General features: G+C 54.5%; 19 protein-coding genes. 3 read left to right on the plus strand and 16 right to left on the minus strand.

The features are described 5' to 3' along the window. The first annotated feature begins 3 nt into the window (after positions 1-3). A complete protein-coding gene (nth, locus tag WEB64_RS17540) occupies positions 4-648 on the plus strand; it encodes an endonuclease III (protein WP_368061050.1) in 645 nt (214 codons plus the stop codon). An 87-nt stretch (positions 649-735) separates the two neighbouring features. Here nth and rpoS read toward each other — a convergent pair whose 3' ends face one another. From rpoS to WEB64_RS17620, 16 genes are all read right to left on the minus strand, one after another. Beyond that, complete coding sequence (gene rpoS / locus WEB64_RS17545) at positions 736-1,737, minus strand: RNA polymerase sigma factor RpoS (RefSeq protein ID WP_368061049.1); 1,002 nt, start codon at positions 1,735-1,737, stop codon at positions 736-738. 247 nt (positions 1,738-1,984) lie between these two features. Beyond that, positions 1,985-2,785 carry a peptidoglycan DD-metalloendopeptidase family protein gene (locus tag WEB64_RS17550; protein WP_368061092.1) on the minus strand — a complete coding sequence of 267 codons (801 nt, stop codon included), beginning with the start codon at positions 2,783-2,785 and terminating at the stop codon, positions 1,985-1,987. Positions 2,786-3,082: 297 nt separating this feature from the next. Then, positions 3,083-4,054, minus strand: a complete 972-nt coding sequence (locus WEB64_RS17555; protein WP_368061048.1) for a DUF368 domain-containing protein — start codon at positions 4,052-4,054, stop codon at positions 3,083-3,085. Further along, positions 4,051-4,707, minus strand: coding sequence for a protein-L-isoaspartate(D-aspartate) O-methyltransferase (locus tag WEB64_RS17560; RefSeq protein ID WP_368061047.1), 657 nt, complete (start codon positions 4,705-4,707; stop codon positions 4,051-4,053). Before WEB64_RS17560 ends, WEB64_RS17555 begins: the two co-directional genes overlap by 4 nt. Further along, positions 4,707-5,456: a 5'/3'-nucleotidase SurE gene (gene surE / locus WEB64_RS17565; protein ID WP_368061046.1), complete on the minus strand. Its 750-nt coding sequence runs from the start codon at positions 5,454-5,456 to the stop codon at positions 4,707-4,709. Before surE ends, WEB64_RS17560 begins: the two co-directional genes overlap by 1 nt. Before the next feature lie 102 nt (positions 5,457-5,558). Beyond that, positions 5,559-6,623, minus strand: a complete 1,065-nt coding sequence (truD, locus tag WEB64_RS17570; protein WP_368061045.1) for a tRNA pseudouridine(13) synthase TruD — start codon at positions 6,621-6,623, stop codon at positions 5,559-5,561. Further along, complete coding sequence (ispF, locus tag WEB64_RS17575; RefSeq protein WP_368061044.1) at positions 6,620-7,099, minus strand: 2-C-methyl-D-erythritol 2,4-cyclodiphosphate synthase; 480 nt, start codon at positions 7,097-7,099, stop codon at positions 6,620-6,622. Before ispF ends, truD begins: the two co-directional genes overlap by 4 nt. A 47-nt stretch (positions 7,100-7,146) precedes the next feature. Further along, on the minus strand, positions 7,147-7,866 hold the full coding sequence (gene ispD, locus WEB64_RS17580; protein ID WP_368061043.1) for a 2-C-methyl-D-erythritol 4-phosphate cytidylyltransferase: 720 nt from the start codon (positions 7,864-7,866) through the stop codon (positions 7,147-7,149). A 23-nt stretch (positions 7,867-7,889) separates the two neighbouring features. After that, positions 7,890-8,162, minus strand: a complete 273-nt coding sequence (ftsB, locus tag WEB64_RS17585; protein WP_368061042.1) for a cell division protein FtsB — start codon at positions 8,160-8,162, stop codon at positions 7,890-7,892. 117 nt (positions 8,163-8,279) lie between these two features. Next, a complete protein-coding gene (gene eno, locus WEB64_RS17590; protein WP_368061041.1) occupies positions 8,280-9,575 on the minus strand; it encodes a phosphopyruvate hydratase in 1,296 nt (431 codons plus the stop codon). A gap of 67 nt (positions 9,576-9,642) precedes the next feature. After that, positions 9,643-10,488 (minus strand): 3-deoxy-8-phosphooctulonate synthase, encoded by an 846-nt coding sequence (gene kdsA / locus WEB64_RS17595; protein WP_368061040.1) that lies wholly within the window; start codon positions 10,486-10,488, stop codon positions 9,643-9,645. Positions 10,489-10,554: 66 nt separating this feature from the next. After that, positions 10,555-12,192 carry a CTP synthase gene (locus tag WEB64_RS17600; protein ID WP_368061091.1) on the minus strand — a complete coding sequence of 546 codons (1,638 nt, stop codon included), beginning with the start codon at positions 12,190-12,192 and terminating at the stop codon, positions 10,555-10,557. A gap of 91 nt (positions 12,193-12,283) precedes the next feature. Next, positions 12,284-13,612 (minus strand): tRNA lysidine(34) synthetase TilS, encoded by a 1,329-nt coding sequence (tilS, locus tag WEB64_RS17605; RefSeq protein WP_368059608.1) that lies wholly within the window; start codon positions 13,610-13,612, stop codon positions 12,284-12,286. Then, positions 13,596-14,549, minus strand: a complete 954-nt coding sequence (gene accA / locus WEB64_RS17610; RefSeq protein ID WP_368059606.1) for an acetyl-CoA carboxylase carboxyl transferase subunit alpha — start codon at positions 14,547-14,549, stop codon at positions 13,596-13,598. Before accA ends, tilS begins: the two co-directional genes overlap by 17 nt. Before the next feature lie 133 nt (positions 14,550-14,682). Continuing rightward, the gene (gene dnaE / locus WEB64_RS17615; RefSeq protein WP_368059604.1) at positions 14,683-18,165 is read right to left on the minus strand and encodes a DNA polymerase III subunit alpha; all 3,483 of its coding nucleotides are present in this window, start codon (positions 18,163-18,165) and stop codon (positions 14,683-14,685) included. 61 nt (positions 18,166-18,226) lie between these two features. Next, on the minus strand, positions 18,227-18,646 hold the full coding sequence (locus WEB64_RS17620; RefSeq protein ID WP_368059610.1) for a TlpA family protein disulfide reductase: 420 nt from the start codon (positions 18,644-18,646) through the stop codon (positions 18,227-18,229). A gap of 176 nt (positions 18,647-18,822) precedes the next feature. Between WEB64_RS17620 and wrbA the strand changes: the two genes are divergently transcribed. Next, positions 18,823-19,440, plus strand: a complete 618-nt coding sequence (wrbA, locus tag WEB64_RS17625; protein WP_368059602.1) for an NAD(P)H:quinone oxidoreductase — start codon at positions 18,823-18,825, stop codon at positions 19,438-19,440. Further along, the gene (locus WEB64_RS17630; protein ID WP_368059600.1) at positions 19,440-19,790 is read left to right on the plus strand and encodes a DUF2069 domain-containing protein; all 351 of its coding nucleotides are present in this window, start codon (positions 19,440-19,442) and stop codon (positions 19,788-19,790) included. The genes wrbA and WEB64_RS17630 overlap by 1 nt, the downstream gene beginning before the upstream one ends. Positions 19,791-19,833 lie beyond the last annotated feature (43 nt).

Consider the following 19,833-nt stretch of genomic DNA (forward strand, 5'->3'; position numbering starts at 1 on the left):
ACCATGAACAAACAGAAGCGCACTGAAATCTTCGAACGTCTGAGAAAGGCGAATCCAGCACCAACCACAGAGTTGGTCTACACCTCTCCGTTTGAGTTGCTCATTTCAGTGATCCTTTCGGCACAGGCCACAGATGTTGGCGTAAACAAAGCAACAGCCAAACTCTATCCTGTCGCGAACACGCCGGAGACGATTCTTGCCCTTGGTGTGGACGGCCTGAAGCAGTACATCAAGACCATCGGCCTTTTTAACAGCAAGGCAGAGAACGTCATAAAAACCTGTCGGGCGCTGGTTGAAACGCACAACAGTGAGGTTCCGGGTAGCCGGGAAGAACTGGAAGCTCTGCCTGGCGTCGGGCGGAAAACTGCCAACGTGGTTCTTAATACGGCATTCGGGCATCCAGCCATGGCGGTAGACACCCACATATTCCGGGTTTCCAACAGGACCGGCATAGCGCCTGGGAAAAACGTGCTAGAGGTGGAAAAACGGCTGATGCGGCTGGTACCCAGGGAGTTCCTGCTGGACGCCCACCACTGGCTGATTCTACACGGGCGCTACACATGTGTAGCGCGCAAACCCCGTTGTGGGGCGTGTATCATCGAGGATCTCTGCGAGTTCCGCCAGAAGCGGGACTACATGGATATCTAGTGTCCCGTCTGGTTCTCAATGGGCCACTCAAAAAACCGGTCAGGGATACTACTGACCGGCTTTTAAAAAGGTTTTACGAATATAGGGCTATTTGAACAACATGGTGCCCGACAATCCTTCCTTCTCCAGAATTTCCCGAAGGCGTCTCAGAGCTTCAACCTGAATCTGCCGCACACGCTCGCGGGTAAGGCCAATTTCCTGGCCCACTTCCTCCAGGGTGCTGGTCTGATATCCCCTCAGTCCGAACCGGCGCGAGAGTACTTCCTGCTGTTTGTCGCTGAGCTGGTCAATCCAGTTCTCAATACAAGAGCGCATATTATTATCTTGCAGCAGGTCCGCAGGATCAGAAGCAGCTTCATCGGCCACAGTATCGAGCAAGGACTTTTCACCCCCGCTGCCGATGGGTGTATCGACCGATGCCACCCGCTCGTTCAAACCGAGCATCCGCTTTACATCCGATACCGGCTTATCAACCATCTGTGCTATTTCTTCTGCAGACGGCTCATGATCAAGCTTTTGCGTCAGTTCCCGAGCGGCGCGAAGATAGAGGTTTAGCTCTTTTACTACATGAATCGGTAAACGGATGGTGCGGGTCTGATTCATTATTGCCCGCTCAATGGTTTGACGAATCCACCAGGTCGCGTAGGTGGAGAAGCGGAAACCCCGTTCAGGATCAAACTTCTCAACGGCGCGAATCAAACCCAGATTGCCCTCCTCGATAAGATCGAGCAGGGTCAGTCCGCGATTGACATAACGACGTGCAATTTTGACCACCAGTCGAAGGTTACTCTCGATCATTCGTTTACGACCGGACTCTTCGCCCTTGCGAGCAAGGCGAGCAAAATAGACTTCTTCTTCAGGCGTCAGTAATGGGGAGAACCCGATTTCGTTGAGGTATAACTGCGTGGCATCCAACTGCTTTGATGCACTGAAATAGCGCCCGGGGGCGCTTCGTGATGGGAAGGTTTCCTTATCGTCGGTGGCGTCTGCAACCGGCGTGTCTTTTTCTTCTGCCTCTGCTTCTACCTCATCTGAATTTTCAACATCTGATACACGATCAACAATGAGTTCTTCATGATCTGCTGACATATTCCTAGCCCCGCCTTTCAATGACCCTGTTTTTTCGCCCACCGGCTTCTTATTTTCGTGAGCACCTGCTGCGTTCTTATTAATACTTTCTTATATCAGGACATTTTCTTTTCGGGCCAGTCGTCGTGCGACTGACTTATTATTCTTCGGTCTCCTATATTCTCAGAGCGCCTTCTCGCAAAGCACTTATTCAAAGTACTCCTCTAAAACACACTTCATCAACAGATTCTTACTCCCCTACCAGTAATCATTTTCGGGATGGTAAATAAGGCAGCGGATTCACAGGGTTGCCGTTCTTCCGAATTTCAAAATGCAACTTGTTGCGATCCGTTCCACTACTCCCCAATTCTGCAATCGTCTCTCCGGCCTGGACGCTGTCCCCCTCTTTCACCAGAATTTTTCGGGCGTGCGCGTAAGCGCTCAGATAATGCTCGTTGTGGTTCACGATAATCAGATTGCCGTAACCGAGCAGCCCACTACCTGCATACACTACGTTCCCGGAGGCTGCCGCCCGAACCGGGTCACCAGCATTGCCATTAATATCAACACCTTTATTGACTTTACCGGACGTTGAAAAACCTGCAAGTACGGTGCCAACGTGAGGCCATCGCCAATCGATGCCCGATACCTTCTGGGTCTGATCTGGCAGAGGTGCACTGCTAATAGGAGCACGCTCAACTCTCGGAGCGGGCTGGGATCTTGGCGGGGCAGACGTTCGGGATGGAGGTGCGCTCGTTCGAGCAGTCGGCGTGGGTGTGGACCGGGAGTCCGACCCAGCCACCACTTTACCGCGCAGATCTAGCCGCAGAACCTGGCCGACCCGAATCTTATAAGGTGGAGATATACCGTTGGCATTGCCCAATTCGCGATAGTCGCGCCCATAGCGCCAGGCAATACTGATAAGGGTTTCACCGGACTTTACTACGTGACGCCCCCAAAAAACCGGCGGGTTGTAACGATCGTCCTGATAGATCGCAGCGGTGTTACAACCACTGAGCAGCAGCGCCAGTATCACCGGCAGACTCAGACCGCGGACAATGCAGCCCAGGTAACCGTACCTCCCAAAGCGCACTGCCCTGACATTGCCAACCAGGCAGGCAACCGGGCCATCATGTTTAATACTGCGCAACGATGGAAAAAGTATATAAGCCGCCTTTTTTATTTCAAATTCATATTAAAAATGGTGCGTTTTCTAAAGTAAGCTCGATAACTTGCTAATATATTGCACATTTCGTGTGCAAATCCAAGTTACCTTTGCACCATCAGTGTTACTCCCGGAAACAGCAAAACCAACTGAAAAGTAACACCGATTCACAATAGCTGTGTGACCCCTTCCGTATTTCACTCATTGCCTTAGGGGCTGCGCTTTGAATGCCGTCGCCATCCACTCAATCAGTAACACCAGGAAAAATCCAGCCAATGCGGCAAATAAAGCCCCCAGCAATTCCGGGGCCGCTCCGGTCGCATCCGCATACTGCATCGGCGAAACGCTGATCTCCTCTATCGGCACCTGTTCGCCCGCACTGTTGGTCCGCCAGCTCAGTGCCTCCCTCCAAGGCCATACTTTGTTTAACGCACCGATCATGAAACCGGTCAACAAAGCGAGCATAGCATCGTGAAAACGGTGTATTGCCCATGTCAGTATGCGGGCAATGGAAAGTAAACCTGCCACACACCCGACAGCAAACAGGAGCAAAGTTCCCACTTCGGCGCCTTTTATCGCTGCCAGAATCGGAGCGTACATACCCAGTATGACGAGGATAAAACTGCCTGAAATGCCTGGCAAAATCATCGCACAGATTGCAAGAGCACCAGAGCCAATAATGACCAGCGGAGAAGGTTCAACCTGGCCTGATGACAACGTGGTAACCCACCATGCGAAGATTACCCCGGTTAGCAACGGCACCAACAACACAAACCGCTGAACTTTGATCTCACGACCTACGTGCCAGACCGAGGCCACGATAAGCCCGAAGAAAAAACTCCATAAAAGTATCGGGTACTGCTCCAATCCATAACTGATAATAGAGGCCAGCGTAATAACGCTGGTCAGGATGCCCGCTAACAGGCTAAGCAGAAAATTCGCGTCTGTTGATTGCCAGAAGTTTTTAACCTGTCCACGGCAGAGTTGCCGGACAAAGGCGAACGGTATCGAATCAATTGCCGCCAACAAACGGAAATAGATACCCGTGATAAACGCGATGGTGCCACCCGATACTCCTGGCACGATATCCGCCGCGCCCATCGCCATACCACGCAGAAAAACGCCCAGCAGATGCTGGGCTTCCGGAGTTGGCTCGTTGTCCGTTTTATTCATCGGACAACGCCCCCCAATAACGGTACAAATCGGACTGGCTCAATATCCGTGATGTCAAAATCATCTCCCCGCCGGATCACCTGAGTTAGCATCTGGGTTCCTTCGCCAACCGGGATGACCATTACGCCTCTGTCAGCCAATTGCATCATCAGATCTCTCGGCAATTCTTTTGGTGCAGCGGTAACAAGAATGCCCTCAAAAGGCCCCTTTTCAGGCCATCCGATTCCACGCTCTGCAAGCCGAAGCATCACGTTACGATAGCCCAGTGCTCTCAAGCGTTCCCTGGCCCGGTCCTGCAAGGCCTTTATTCGCTCCACGCTGTAAACATCTTTCACCAGCCCCGCCAGAATAGCGGTCTGGTAGCCTGATCCGGTGCCAAGTTCAAGCACACGACCGGGTTTATGGCGCATCAGCACTTCGGTCATACGGGCAACAATATAGGGTTGGGACAAGGTCTGGCTGTGGCCAATAGGAAGAGCGGTATCTTCATAGGCCCGATGTGAGAGCGCCTCATCGAGGAAAATATGCCTAGGCACCTCCTCCATGACTGAGAGTACCTGCTCATCAACAATCCCGGACTCGCGTAAACGCTGAATCAGACGCGCACGTGTGCGTCTTGAGGTCATGCCAATTCCTTGCAGTTCCGGCACCATCAGACCACTCCCTCAAGCCACTCCCGCAGAGCAGGAAGGCACTCATGGCGAGTCATATCTACCTGTACCGGCGTAATGGAAACATAGCCATGGCTAATCGCATGGAAATCGGTCCCGGCTCCAGCATCACTGCCCTGTCCTGCGGCGCCGATCCAGTAGCGCTCTTTCCCCCGAGGGCAAGTCATCGGAACAGCACCCTCCGACCGATCGCGATGACCGAGGCGGGTAATCTGGAAGCCCGCGAGCTCCTCCCACGGCACATCCGGCACGTTCACGTTTAAAATACAGCGTGCCCCAAGAGGCACGGGAGTTTCATAGCGAAGCAGGGATTGCACAACGCGGGCTGCGGTGTCGTAGTGAAAATGCCCGTTATTAACCAAAGAAACCGCGATCGCAGGTAAGCCCAGATGCCGCCCCTCGGTAGCGGCCGCAACCGTGCCTGAATAAATCACATCGTCACCGAGATTTGCATGCGTATTAATGCCAGACACCACGCGATCAAATCCTTTGGGATAAAGGCCGTTGACAGCAAGATGCACGCAATCGCTCGGCGTACCGTCAACAGAACGAAAGCCGTTGGGGTGTTTCTCCACCGTCAATGGCCGGTTCAGCGTCAGAGAATTGCTGGCTCCGCTGTGATCACGGTCAGGCGCGACAACAAAAAGTTCCCCCAACTCACCCAGGCCATCGTATAGCGCTTTGAGGCCAGGTGAGTGAACACCATCATCATTGGACAACAGAATACGCACAAATGTCTCCGCTAAGTTGCCAGCATCGAGGTGCCAGCTGAATTCTTTTGAGACCAGCCAGAAGCCGCCAGTTCCATCACCGTTTTATTTAATATGCCCTGTTTAGGACTTTGCTGCGAGCTCCGCCTGACTGGAGGCATCGGAAATTTCAAATAACGCCTGCAGCACCGCCGTAGCGAACTGACCCGGCGCCAACTCGAAACCAAGGAACAGGTCACCCCTGACTGTCCAATGCCATGAAAAATCTGCTGGCACGAGGGCAAGAGTGCGACGCTCCGGCTTCATGCGGGTTTGGGAAAACACCAATGCCATGTCCGGATGACGGGCTACTACCGTCCGTTCAAGCTCGCCAAGAACCTCAGTGGCAGCAGTACCGCCATCACCCCAGAGCGGACCTGTTACATCATCCGAGACAGGTTCGCCGGGCAGAAACTGCAGCCAGTTTCCGGCAACAACGCGTTCAGCAAGGACTTCATTGAATAACCATGAACGCGCTGCTGAAAAGTACAATCCGTCTCGATTATTCTTACCCCGCCGCTTGCCGGGATTCATTCTCACCGCCTGAGCCAGGTTGTTGCCAGCCCAGCCAAAACGCTGGGAACCAAAATAATTCGGACAACCCTGTACCCTTATGCGCTTGAGCACTTGCTCCACTTCCGAGGGCGAGGCATCAATATCCGTCACCAGTATCTCAAAGCGATTGGCCCGATGTTCGCCGCGTCGCAATTTACGCGGGACACGATGGGCGGATAGCACTGCCCAACATTCCCGTACCTTGGCGATGAACCCGTCGTCCTCAGCCATCATGCCGGGTCGGTAAACGCTGAACCATTGGCGAGTCACCGCATGCCGGTCCTTGAGCCCGCAGAATCCGACATCATGAGGCTTGCAGCCGGACAATTGCGCCAGTTTCCGGGCCAAGTGATCGGTGTTATCACCGCATTTTTCGATTCGCAGGCACAGATGTTCTCCCGCCCCTGAGACAACTATCTGGCCTTTCTTCTCCAGTGCTCCGTGCTTTCGATGTGTTGGTTCAACATTGGGCACGCCCGGCAACTCGAGCTGCTCGTCGACGTAAAAGTCATGGGGGCTGGCCTTAATGGTTGCCCGGCCCAGACGTGGGCCTCCTGCGGTAGGCCAGTCGAGACGCCAAGGGCCGGTATTCATAAACCCACCTTGCTCAGCAAGCAAATGGCCTGGCAAGCGATGCCTTCGCCACGGCCGGTAAACCCCAGACATTCCGTAGTGGTTGCCTTCACTCCGACCTGCCCCAATGAAATACCAAGGTCATTAGCGATGTTGATTTTCATTTGCTCGATATGGGGAGCCATTTTGGGCGCCTGGGCGATAATGGTGGAGTCTACGTTTGTGACTTCGTAGCCCTGCTCCGAAATACGGTTCATGACTTGCCGAAGCAGGTTGCGGCTGTCGGCGCCCGCCCACTCTTGCGCCGTATCGGGAAAGAAGTGCCCGATGTCGCCGAGGGCCAAAGCACCCAATAAAGCGTCCGACACAGCATGGAGCAATACATCGCCGTCTGAGTGCGCCACCAATCCTTGCCTAAATGGAATCTGAACACCGCCTAAAATAACGTGGTCGCCTTCACCAAACGCGTGAACATCAAACCCCTGGCCAATGCGCATTGCTCTACTCCGGTTGTTATAGCGATGATGATCACATTCAGGTCAGATTATTTCGGCTTTCGCTCAACAGATGCCCCATCCAGCAGGAAGGCGGCCAAGGCAAGGTCTGACGGAACGGTAATCTTGATGTTGTCCGAACGGCCCTTTACCAATTGGGGAACAGCGCCGATGTACTCCATGGCAGAGGCGTCATCGGTTATTGAGACACCGGCTCGGACCACGCTTTCAATGGCGGCCCTGAGCGCGCCAAAACGAAACATCTGGGGCGTCAATGCCCGCCAAAGTCGCCCACGATCAACCGTCTCCGATACCCGATGATCACTACCCGTGACGCGCTTCAGGGTATCCGTGACGGGAGCGGCCAAAAGACCGCCGACGGGGTCCAATGCCAGGGTTGTCATAAGGTTCTGGACATCTTCGCAGCTTATGCAAGGCCGGGCCACGTCGTGCACGAGCACCCAATCGTCCTCTCCAGCCTGCTCTGCCAGCGCCTGAAGTGCCACCAATACCGAAAGATGGCGCTCCGATGAGCCTTCACATACCTGCACCCTCGGATCACATTGGCTTGCAGTGGTCGACCACCATCTGTCATCCCGATGAAGCGCTACCATACACCCATCAAAAGTGAGGCCGTCCAGAAGACGAGACAACACAATATCGACGATGAAACGATCGTGGATGCGGAGATACTGTTTGGGACAGTCTGAATTCATGCGCTGGCCAATACCTGCAGCAGGAATGACAAGCCAATATCGAGGTTTGGTCATGAAGCGGTCACAAGGCTTACGGTTTAAGGCTCAACTACCAGGAAGAAGGTCTCATCATCCCGAACCAGGCCGAGGTTCATTCGAGCGCGCTCTTCAATGGCCCCTTGCCCGCTGCGAAGATTGCGTACCTCTGCATAAAGACGCTCATTCCGGGTGGCAAGCTTGGCGTTTTCCTGACGCTGTTGCTCGACAGTATTTTCCATCGCCCAGACCTGAACAAAGCTACCTTCCCCAACCCACAAGCGCACTTGTAGCAGAAGAATAAGTACCACTAGTATGGTCCAAAGCAACTTCATTCAACCAATCCTTGTGTAGCCGGCAAAGTGTTCCCGGCAAACCAAAAAAGATGCTGAAAAGCCGGAACTTCTCAGCACCCCGGAAGTTTAGCCCACCGGCAGGCATTTGGCGATCCCTCAGCCTTGGCCTTTTATCTCCTTGAGACCGCGATACGGTGCTTTACCTGCCAGAGCTTCCTCAATACGTAACAACTGGTTGTACTTGGCAACCCGGTCTGAACGGCACAGAGAGCCCGTTTTAATCTGGCCAGCGCAAGTGGCGACTGCCAGATCCGCGATGGTGGTATCTTCGGTTTCACCGGAACGATGGGATATGACCGCTGTGTAACCCGCATTCTGCGCCATCTTGATCGCATCCAACGTTTCGCTCAGGCTACCAATCTGATTGAACTTGATCAGGATGGAGTTCGCCACGCCGTCGTCGATACCGCGCTTGAGAATCCGGGTATTGGTCACGAACAGGTCATCGCCAACCAACTGCACTTTCGCCCCGATCTTCCGGGTCAGTATCGCCCAGCCTTCCCAGTCGCTCTCATCCATACCATCTTCAATCGAGACGATCGGATAGCGCTCCGCGAGACCCGCCAGGTAATCTGCAAACCCTTCCGGGGAATACTTTTTACCCTCACCTGCCAGATCATACTGGCCATCCTTGTAGAATTCTGAGGACGCGCAATCAAGTGCCAGTGTGATGTCTTTTCCCAACACGTAACCTGCTTTCTCTACCGCCTCCTGAATGACCGCAAGAGCGCCTTCGTTAGATGGCAGGTCTGGCGCGAATCCACCCTCATCCCCAACGGCTGTGCTCAAGCCTTTACCACTGAGCACCTTTTTGAGGCTGTGGAAGATTTCGGCACCGATTCGCAAAGCTTCTGCAAAAGAGGTCGCGGTGACAGGTTGAATCATGAATTCCTGGATGTCGACGTTGTTGTCGGCGTGCTCACCACCGTTGAGAATATTCATCATCGGTACTGGCATGGAAAACTTGCCCGAAGTTCCGTTCAAATCGGCAATGTGTTCATACAGTGGCTTGCCCAACGAAGTGGCAGCCGCTTTTGCGGTCGCCAGAGATACCGCCAGAATGGCATTGGCCCCAAGGTTAGCTTTATTCTCGGTGCCATCAAGGGTGATCATGGTGGTGTCGATATCTCGCTGGTTCGCCGAGTCTTTACCCAGTAACGCGTCGCGGATCTGACCATTAATGGCACCGACAGCTTTCAATACCCCTTTACCAAGGTAGCGACTGGCATCCTTGTCGCGCAGCTCAAGTGCCTCGCGGGAGCCGGTGGATGCTCCGGAAGGAGCACAAGCCCGGCCTAAAGTTCCATCTTCGAGGATAACATCCGCCTCAACGGTGGGATTCCCACGAGAATCCAGCACTTCACGGGCTTTGATGTTGGCAATCTTGGTCATGCTATCGGGTCTCCAACGTAGTCGTGTTTCATTGATTAAATATCGGTTTCATTAACAGCTTATGGAATCAGGCAGTATCCAGAGGGGCAAAGCCCTTGACCAGGTCATCCACTGCCTTGGCCTGGGCCAGGAACGGCTCAAGCTGGCTCAATCGAAGAGCGCAAGGACCATCACACAGTGCTGCATCCGGATCGGGATGGGCCTCAAGGAATAGCCCTGCAATCCTCTGGGACATACCAGCCCGCGCCAGGTCAGCCACCTGCGCACGCCGGCCACCGGCCGAGTCTGCTCTGCCGCCCGGCATCTGAAGCGCATGGGTGACGTCGAAGAAGACCGGGTGCCGGAAGGACTTCATAATGCCGAAGCCGAGCATATCCACGACCAGGTTGTTATAGCCAAAGCTGCTGCCCCGCTCGCAAAGCAGAATACGGTCGTTGCCCGCCTCTTTGCACTTGCGGATGATGTGCTGCATTTCCTGGGGCGCCAGAAACTGCGCCTTTTTAATATTGATCACCGCGCCGGTCTTGGCCATAGCCACGACCAGATCGGTTTGTCGGCTGAGAAAGGCGGGTAACTGGATGATATCGCACACCTCAGATACCGGCTCCGCCTGCCAGGGTTCGTGCACATCGGTCATCACGGGAACCCCGAAGTGACTCTTGATGTCCTGCAGTATCTGGAGCCCCTGTTCCAGCCCGGGGCCACGAAAGGAGCTCACCGACGACCTGTTAGCCTTATCGAATGAGGCCTTGAACACATAGGGAATGCCGAGCTTGCGGGTGACTTCGACATACGCCTCAGCCACTTCGAACGCCATGTCACGAGATTCCAACACGTTCATGCCGCCAAACAGAACGAAAGGATGATCGTTGGCAATTTTCAGGTCAGCGACCGTAACGGTTTTGTGTTCCATGGGAGCTCTCTTCATGTCATACAAACCAAAACGCCGGTTCAGATTGTCTGAACCGGCGTTTGATTGTTATTTCCCGGCGTTCTGTTTCTGATGCACCAGTGCCGCCTCAACAAAGCCTTTGAATAAAGGGTGTCCGTCCCGCGGTGTCGAAGTAAATTCAGGGTGGAACTGACAGGCTACGAACCACGGATGGTCCGGCACTTCGATAACCTCGACCAATGCACCGTCGGTTGAACGGCCAGCCACACGCAAACCGGCTTCTTCAAGCTGCGGGACAAAATGATTGTTCACTTCATAGCGATGACGATGGCGCTCACGGATTACTTTGCGATCATAGCAAGCGGCGATCGTGGAACCCTCTGTCAGCACGCAGTCCTGCCCGCCAAGGCGCATGGTCCCGCCCAGGTCCGACTCAGTAGTGCGTTCTTCTTTTGTTCCGCTGGCATCCAGCCACTCGGTAATCAGGCCCACCACCGGCGCGGGTGTGTGCTCGCGGAACTCAGTGCTGTGTGCGTCTTTCAGACCAGCCACATTCCGTGCGTATTCGATAACCGCAACCTGCATACCAAGGCAGATACCCAGATAAGGTACTTTGTTCTCTCGGGCATACTGTACCGTTCTGACTTTACCCTCGACGCCACGCTCACCAAAGCCACCTGGTACCAGAATGGCATCTGCGTCGTCCAGCACCCGGGTACCACCGTGTTCGATATCTTCCGAATCGATGTACTTCATCACGATGTTGGTACGTGTTTTTATACCGGCATGCAGCAACGACTCAATCAAGGATTTGTAGGCGTCCAGCAACTCCATGTACTTACCCACCATCGCAATGGTGACTTCGTTCTCGGGATTTAGTTGCGATTCGATCACGGCATCCCACTCACTGAGATCAGCCGGCCCTGCGTCCAGGTTAAAGCGCTCAATAACGATCTGATCAAGCCCGAAACTGTGGAGCATGCGGGGAATTTCGTAAATTGAACGCGCATCCTGCATCGGGATAACCGCGCGCTCTTCAACGTTGGTAAACAGCGCGATTTTACGACGGGAACTCAGGTCAACTTCATACTCGGAACGGCATAACAATATATCCGGTTGCAGACCAATCGAGCGCATTTCCTTGACGGAGTGCTGTGTCGGCTTGGTTTTGATTTCCCCAGCGGTTGCGATATAGGGCACCAGCGTCAGGTGCATGAAGAGCGCCCGCTGGGAACCGACTTCAACCTTCAATTGACGGCAGGCTTCGAGAAACGGTAGCGATTCAATATCACCCACGGTGCCGCCAATCTCTATCATGGCTACATCCACACCAGCTGCGCCCTCGATCACCCGACGCTTGATCTCGTCGGTGATGTGAGGAATGACCTGTACTGTTCCCCCCAGGTAATCGCCACGACGCTCTTTTTTAATGACTTCTTCGTAGACCCGGCCCGTGGTGAAATTATTGCGCCGAGTCATTGGCGTGCGGATATAGCGTTCGTAATGGCCCAGATCAAGATCGGTTTCTGCCCCGTCTTCGGTGACAAACACTTCACCGTGCTGGAACGGGCTCATGGTGCCGGGGTCCACGTTAATGTACGGGTCCAGCTTGAGAATGGTAACTGTTAAGCCGCGTGCCTCCAGGATCGCTGCCAGAGAGGCCGAAGCGATACCTTTCCCCAAGGAGGACACGACACCGCCGGTGACGAAAATATAACGCGTCATGCAGATTCCGTGTGGTTAGTCTTGTTCGGTTTAAGGAGGGAGATTGTCATCTCAAGATGGGAAATCAGGCTACCAGAAAGGCCCTGCCTTCTCAATTAAAATCCCGCTCTGTCAGGATTCGCCAACCGCTCTCCGGCCCTGCCCCCGAGAACCGCGGGGAAATCCACAAATCAGCCACACCAACCAGTTCACCGGCCTCCCACAAGAGGGGCAAACCCTGTCGTTGCCAGGGCGGAACGGCGGTTTCCTGTAACCAGATTTTCAGTAACCGTGAGGGACCGTTTCGTTCCGGACGAATGCGCTCTCCGCCCGCTCTTGCCCTGACTTCAATTTCGGGCGCTACACCTCCAGCCGTCCCGGCTGCCTCCAGGTAAAATCGGTAAAGGCCCCATTCCACTGAAGATGACGCAGACAAAACTCTGGGCGAGGCTGGTACCAATTTCGGATCAGCCACCAGATATATGGCATCACGGTAGCGCCGAATGGTGAACCCATCACCTTGAATCTCCGGCGCACCGTCCGCCCTTGCCGAGATCAGTTGTGCCAAAGCCTCCCCCCATTGCTTAATCGACGGAAACGGCCAACCGCGCTTGCGAATTGCCCAATGCAACAGGTTTTTTTGCTCAGCCAAGGTCATGTTGCGGAACCTCATCAGCCCGATAGCGCCACTGGCATCGGCACACGATGCGTACTGAATCTGAGCCAGTTGATCAGCCAACTGGTCTGCTTCACGGCAGGCTTCCACGGTATGATTCACACGCTGCAGAAGCGTAGGCCAGCGCAGCTTGAGCGGTTTCAGGATAGTGTGACGGAGAAAGTTCCGGTCAAAGCGTTCGTTGTCATTGCTTGGGTCGTCCGCCCATTTCAAGGCAAACCGGTTCGCCCATCGGGTAAGCTGCTCACGGTCGAAAGCCAGTAACGGCCGGAACAGGACCCCTTTTCCCAGTGGACGCTGGACGGGCATACCGGCCAAACCTGCAACCCCGGTGCCACGTATCAACCGAAACAACACCGTTTCGGCCTGGTCATCATTGTGGTGTGCCATCAGCAATACTTCACCGGACCTCAAGCGCCGCTCGAACGCTTGATACCGTTCATTCCGGGCAGACTCTTCAAGACCAGCCCCGTTATTCGAGTTAACCGCCACCGCCTCAACAACCAGCTCAACACCCAGTTCATGGCAAACCGCGCGGCAGTGAGCCTCGCATTCACCAGCATTGGGTTGCAGTTGGTGATTTATATGAATAGCAGCGATGTGGCCGCCGAAGCACTGGTGAGCAGCGTAGAGAAGGAGCGTGGAATCAAGGCCACCGCTGAATGCCACCCACACTTTTGAGGCTGAAGGGGTGACACTTAAAGCGGCTAGGAGCTCCGGGGGCCAGACGGCATCAACCGGGCGGTTTTTACCGCCCGGTGTCATAACGGGTCAAACGCTCATAACGCTGGGCAACCAGATCATCGGGTGCCAGCCTGCACAGCTCCTCAAGACCTTCGTTCAGGTTCTTGCGCAATGCCTGAGCCATCTCCTCCGGTTTGCGATGGGCGCCGCCCAGCGGTTCCGAGATCACGCGGTCGGCCAGACCAAGCGTCTTCAGACGGTCAGCGGTCACACCCATCGCTTCGGCCGCAGTGGCGGCGTAATCCGCACTTTTCCAGAGGATTGAGGCACAACCCTCAGGGGAGATAACGGCATAGGTGGAATATTGCAACATGAAAAGCCGATCACAGACACCGATGGCCAGCGCACCGCCAGAGCCACCCTCACCGATCACCGTGGAAATAATGGGCGTCTTGAGGCGGGACATCACCGCCAGGTTGAATGCAATGGCTTCACTTTGGCCCCGTTCTTCCGCTCCGATACCCGGGTAAGCTCCCGGCGTGTCGATGAATGTCAGGACCGGCATTTTAAACCGCTCGGCCATCTCCATCAGGCGAAGAGCCTTACGATAACCTTCTGGCCGGGGCATACCAAAATTGCGCTTGACCTTGTCTCGGACCTCACGCCCTTTCTGATGGCCGATAACCATCACCGGACGATTATCCAATCGGGCGGTGCCCCCGACGATGGAGAGATCGTCCGAGTAATGACGATCACCGTGGAGTTCGTCAAAATCCTCACAGATCAGATCAATATAATCCCGGGTATAGGGGCGTCGCGGGTGCCGGGCCAGGCGGGAGATATCCCAGGGGGCCAGATCGGAGAAAATGCTTTCCGTCAGACTGACACTTTTGTTCTTGAGCCGGCTGATCTCGTCGGTAATATTGATTTCGGTATCGTTTCCCACCATTCGAAGCTCTTCAATCTTGGCTTCAAGGTCGGCAATTGGCTGTTCAAAATCCAGATAGTTTGGGTTCATGATGTTCCGTCATTTTTGCCAAGCGAAGGATAAATTGCTGCAAAGTCCCCCGCAAGTTCAGAATTTCGCTAAAAATAGCAGCGCAGTTTCACAAGCAAAAGCGGACATTGGTATGAGTTGTCCATTCACATCTTCAATCATAGACCAGTTCCACTGCCTGGTCGCCCACCAGATACCTCAGTTCGAGCAACAACGCGTCATCGGGCTGAACACGCCAGCTATCGCCGAGTTGAATGCGTGTGCGGGCATCCGCGCCCTGATAATCAATCCAGACCGGGCTCCCTTCACAGCGAAACGGTCGCAAAGTCTCGTCAAGCCTGTCCAGCAAGCCGTTCTGCAACTGATCTGCTTTCAAAGCCAACTGAAGTCCGCGACTGAATCGCTGGCGCGCAGAGCCAACATCCATAATATCACTAACCCGCACTTTCATCTGGCCTGAGTAATCATCATGGCTGACCTGCCCTTCAACCACAATCACCTGATCTGACTGCAGCAATTCACGATTGGCGTAAAATACTTCCGAGAACAGCGTTGCCTCAATTCGGGCGCTACGGTCATCCAGGGTGATAAAGCACATGGTCTGGCCAGTGCGGGTTTTCATAGTGCGCTGTGCCACCACCAATCCCGCCAGGCGTTGCGGCGTCCGGGAAGGCTTAAGGTCAGCAATGGATGAACGCACGAACCGACGGACCTCGCGCTCGTACTCGTCGAAAGGGTGGCCCGTGAGGTAAAGCCCAAGGGTATCTTTTTCGCCCTTCAAACGCTGCTTTTCAGACCATTCCCGTATATTGACCACATCGTCGAACAGGTTGGTGTCATCATCGCCACCGAGCATCTCCCCGAACATGTCCACCATGCCCACGGACTCATTTCGGGATTGCTGATCGGCCTGTTGGATCGCCTTGTCAATACTTGCAGTAATGTGCGCCCGTCCCGGACCGAGCTTATCCATGGCACCTGACCGGATCAGGGCTTCCATGGCGCGCTTGTTAACCTTTTTCATGTCTACCCGGCGACAGAATTCAAACAGATCCTTGAACGGGCCAGCCGCCGCCCGAGCGTCCACAATGCTCTGGATCGGGCCTTCTCCAAGACCTTTGATGGCCCCGAGGCCGTAAACAATCTGGCCGCCATCGTTAACCGTGAAGGTATATTCCGAGGTGCTGACATCGGGTAACACCAGGTCCAGCTTGAGGTGGCGGCACTCTTCCACCAGAGTGACGACCTTGTCGGTGTTCTGCATATCCGCCGTCAGCACGGCAGCCATGAACTCTGCTGTGTAGTGAGCCTTCAACCACAAGGTTTGGTAGGACACCAGGGCGTAGGCTGCGGAGTGGGATTTGTTGAAGCCGTATCCGGCGAACTTTTCTACCAGGTCAAAAATGTTTTCTGCCAGGGTCTCGGTGATGTTGTTGTTTTTGCAGCCCTCGATGAAAATGGCTTTCTGTTTTTCCATTTCCTCGGCTTTTTTCTTGCCCATGGCCCGCCGCAACAGATCGGCGCCACCGAGACTGAAACCAGCCATCACCTGAGCAATCTGCATAACCTGTTCCTGATACAGGATAATGCCGTAGGTGGGCTCCAGCACCGGCTTCAAGCCTTCGTACTGGAAGTCCGGATGGGGATAGGCCACTGGCTGACGACCGTGCTTACGGTCGATAAAATCGTCCACCATACCGGATTGCAAAGGCCCGGGACGGAACAACGCCACCAGGGCGATCATGTCTTCCAGGGTATCGGGCTGCAGCCGCCGGATCAGATCCTTCATGCCCCGTGATTCAAGCTGAAACACCGCGGTAGTGTCCGCTTTTTTCAGCATTTCAAAGGATTTTCGATCAGTCAGCGGAATATCGTTGATATCCAGCTTTGATTCACCCCGCTGCTCCCGGCGCGGGTTGATCATGCCCAACGCCCAGTCGATGATGGTCAAGGTCCGCAAACCCAGAAAGTCGAACTTCACCAATCCGGCTTCTTCCACATCGTTCTTGTCGAACTGGGTAACCAGGCTGCCGCCCTCGTCATCGCAATACAGCGGCGAGAAATCCGTGATTTTGGTCGGGGCAATGACCACGCCGCCAGCGTGTTTGCCCGCATTTCGGCAAACACCTTCAAGCTTCAGGGCCATTTCCCAGATTTCCTGGGCTTCTTCATCCTGCTCCAGAAATTCCCGCAAAGGCTCTTCCTGTTCCAGGGCTTTTTCCAGTGTCATGCCGACTTCAAACGGAATCATCTTGGACAATCGGTCGGCCAGCCCGTAGGACTTGCCCTGGACCCGCGCCACATCCCGCACCACCGCTTTTGCCGCCATGGTGCCGAACGTGATGATCTGGGAGACCGCTTCGCGACCATATTTTTCGGCCACATAGGCAATGACCCGGTCCCGCCCTTCCATGCAAAAATCTACGTCAAAGTCAGGCATCGACACCCGTTCAGGATTCAGGAAGCGCTCAAACAGCAAGTCGTATTCCAGCGGGTCGAGATCGGTAATAGACTGGCAGTAGGCCACCAGCGAGCCAGCACCTGACCCCCGGCCCGGGCCGACCGGCACACCGTTGTTCTTGGCCCACTTGATGAAGTCCATAACGATCAGGAAGTAACCGGGAAACCCCATCTGCGTGATGATATTGAGCTCAAAATTCAGCCGGTCGTAGTAGGCCTGACGCTTCTGGTCATACTCTGGATCGTCTTTCGGCAGGGTTTTGGCGAGGCGGTCTTCAAGACCTTCCTCAGACACCTTCCGGAAGTATTCGTCCATGGTAAGGCCGGCAGGAATCGGGTAGTTCGGCAGGAAGTACTCGCCCATCCGAACTTTCACGTTACAGCGACGGGCGATCTCAACGGTATTTTCAATCGCTTCGGGAATATCCGAAAATAGCTCGGCCATCTCCTCCGAACTGCGCAGATACTGCTGATCACTGAAGCGTCGGTCACGGCGCGGGTCATCCAGGGTGCGACTTTCACCAATACAGACCCGGGCTTCGTGGGCTTCGAAATCATCGGCGTAAAGAAAGTGCACATCGTTAGTGGCCACGACCGGACAGTCGAGGGCTTCGGCCAGTTCGACGCTAGAGTGCAGGCATTCTTCGTCGTTGATACGGCCGGTCCGCTGCAGCTCCAGATAATAGCTATCCGGAAACAGCGCCATCCAGTATTCAGCTCGGCTGCGGGCGAGCTCGGGCTTGCCGGCCAGCATCGCCTTGCCAACATCGCCCAGCTTGCCGCCAGAAAGCACAATCAATCCGGAGGCACGCTGTTCTATCCAGCTTCGCTGGGCAATCGGCCGCCCATAACGCTGACCTTCGGTGTAGCCAAGTGAAATAATCTCAGTCAGGTGCAGATAACCGGTGGCATCAGCGGCCAATAACGTTAATCGGAACGGGCTCTCCGGCTCTTCCGGGTTATCCAGCCAGATGTCGGCTCCAATAATCGGTTTGATACCGGCCCCGAGCGCGCCTTTGTAGAAGCGTACCAGCGAACACATATTCGACTGCTCAGTCAGACCTACCGCAGGCATGTCGAGATCCGCTACACGTTTGATCAGCGGCTTAACGCGCACCAGGCCGTCGACCAGTGAATATTCTGAATGGACGCGGAGATGTACAAAGGTCGTGGCCATAACGTCAGGTATTTCCAATTTTTCAGGCATGAATGCAAAGGGCGAGCTTACCCTGGACGCCTCAGCGTTTGATCAGATCCAGCAGGTCTTTTTCGGTCTGAGGCCCGAAACGGGCTTCAAGCAACTCGCCGTCAGGGTTAACGACAAAGGTCGCAGGCAATGCCACCGGCAATTTCCAATCAAAGGCAGGGCCGGGATCTTCTGCCAGCATATCAAAACGAATATCCATCTTCGCACCCAGATTCACTAACTCCTCCCCGCGGATGCCATCAAAATTAACGCCCAGCACAGTGATGTCGGGGTTATCATCGAGGATGTTAAGTTCAGGAATTTCTTCCAGACAGGGTTTACACCACTCAGCCCAGTAATTGACCAACACCCACTGCCCGCGGAGGGAATCCCAATCGAGAGTCTGTCCAGAAGCCTGTTCAAATTCGATTTTTTCACACCCCGCCAGCGCGAGTACCAGCGCGGCGAGCATGATCCTGGGGTACTTCAAGGACGAGCCTCCTGTTAGACTGTGGCAGTCATAGTGAACGGTGATTGTACCTTACCAGGACACCACGCCAAGTGGATCGACATTAACATGCCCGAATAGTCCTTGAGCTTAACTGAGCTCACCGTCGTACAGTCTTGAAATCAAACCGGAAAAATACCATGTCGGAAGCCCATGATTATGTGCTGGTTCTATACTACAGTCGAACCGGTCAAACTGCGGAAATGGCCTCACAGATTGCCCGGGGGGTTGCCAGAATTAACGGTATGGAAGCACGCGTCCGAACTGTACCGCCGGTGTCTGCGGATACCGACGCCTCTGCACCCGCAGTGCCAGATACAGGCGCGCCATACTGCAGCAAAGATGACCTGAAAAACTGTGCAGCTTTGGCCCTGGGCAGTCCTACCCGCTTTGGCAACATGGCGGCGCCACTTAAATATTTTCTCGATAGCACTGGCGACCTATGGTTAAGCGGCGCCCTGGCGGATAAGCCGGGGGGCGCATTTACTTCCACGGGCAGTCTGCACGGCGGCCAGGAAACCACCATTCTCAGTATGATGTTACCACTGCTCCATCACGGCATGATTGTATGTGGCGTGCCTTATTCTGAAAGCGCATTGAATGAAACCCGGTCTGGCGGAACGCCCTACGGACCTTCCCATTGGGCAGGCACCGGCGCCCAACAAGCCCTGACCGATCATGAGAAAGCGATTTGCCAGACCTTCGGTCAGCGTCTCGCCTCGATTGCCCTGCGACTTGCCCCCAACAGGAATTCTTAATGCTGTACGCCCAAAAAGCAAAGATCACTCTGGTTTCTACGGCACTGCTTTATCTCGCCATCCTCGCAACACTTTTGATTACCACGTTCTACCCGGAGCCGGTGGAAAACGTGTCGGTGATCCTGATTCTGAGCGTTAAACTGATTCCGCTTCTTTTATTTGTGGTGCCGGTATTCCGGGGCGATAACCGGGGCTACATCTGGCTGAGCTTCGTGGTTATTTTCTACTTCACCCAGGCGGTGGTGTCTGCATGGCTCAGCGAAGGTGACTTCGCACCGGTGTTGTTGGCAATCTTGACCTTCGCCCTCTTTACTGTTGCCATGATTCACCTCAAGACCAACCGGCTCTGATCCGGTCTCAGGTATTGCCTCAAACTTACTGTCAAGGGAATAA

The organism is Marinobacter sp., assembly GCF_040882185.1.
In the GTDB taxonomy this organism is placed as follows: domain Bacteria; phylum Pseudomonadota; class Gammaproteobacteria; order Pseudomonadales; family Oleiphilaceae; genus Marinobacter.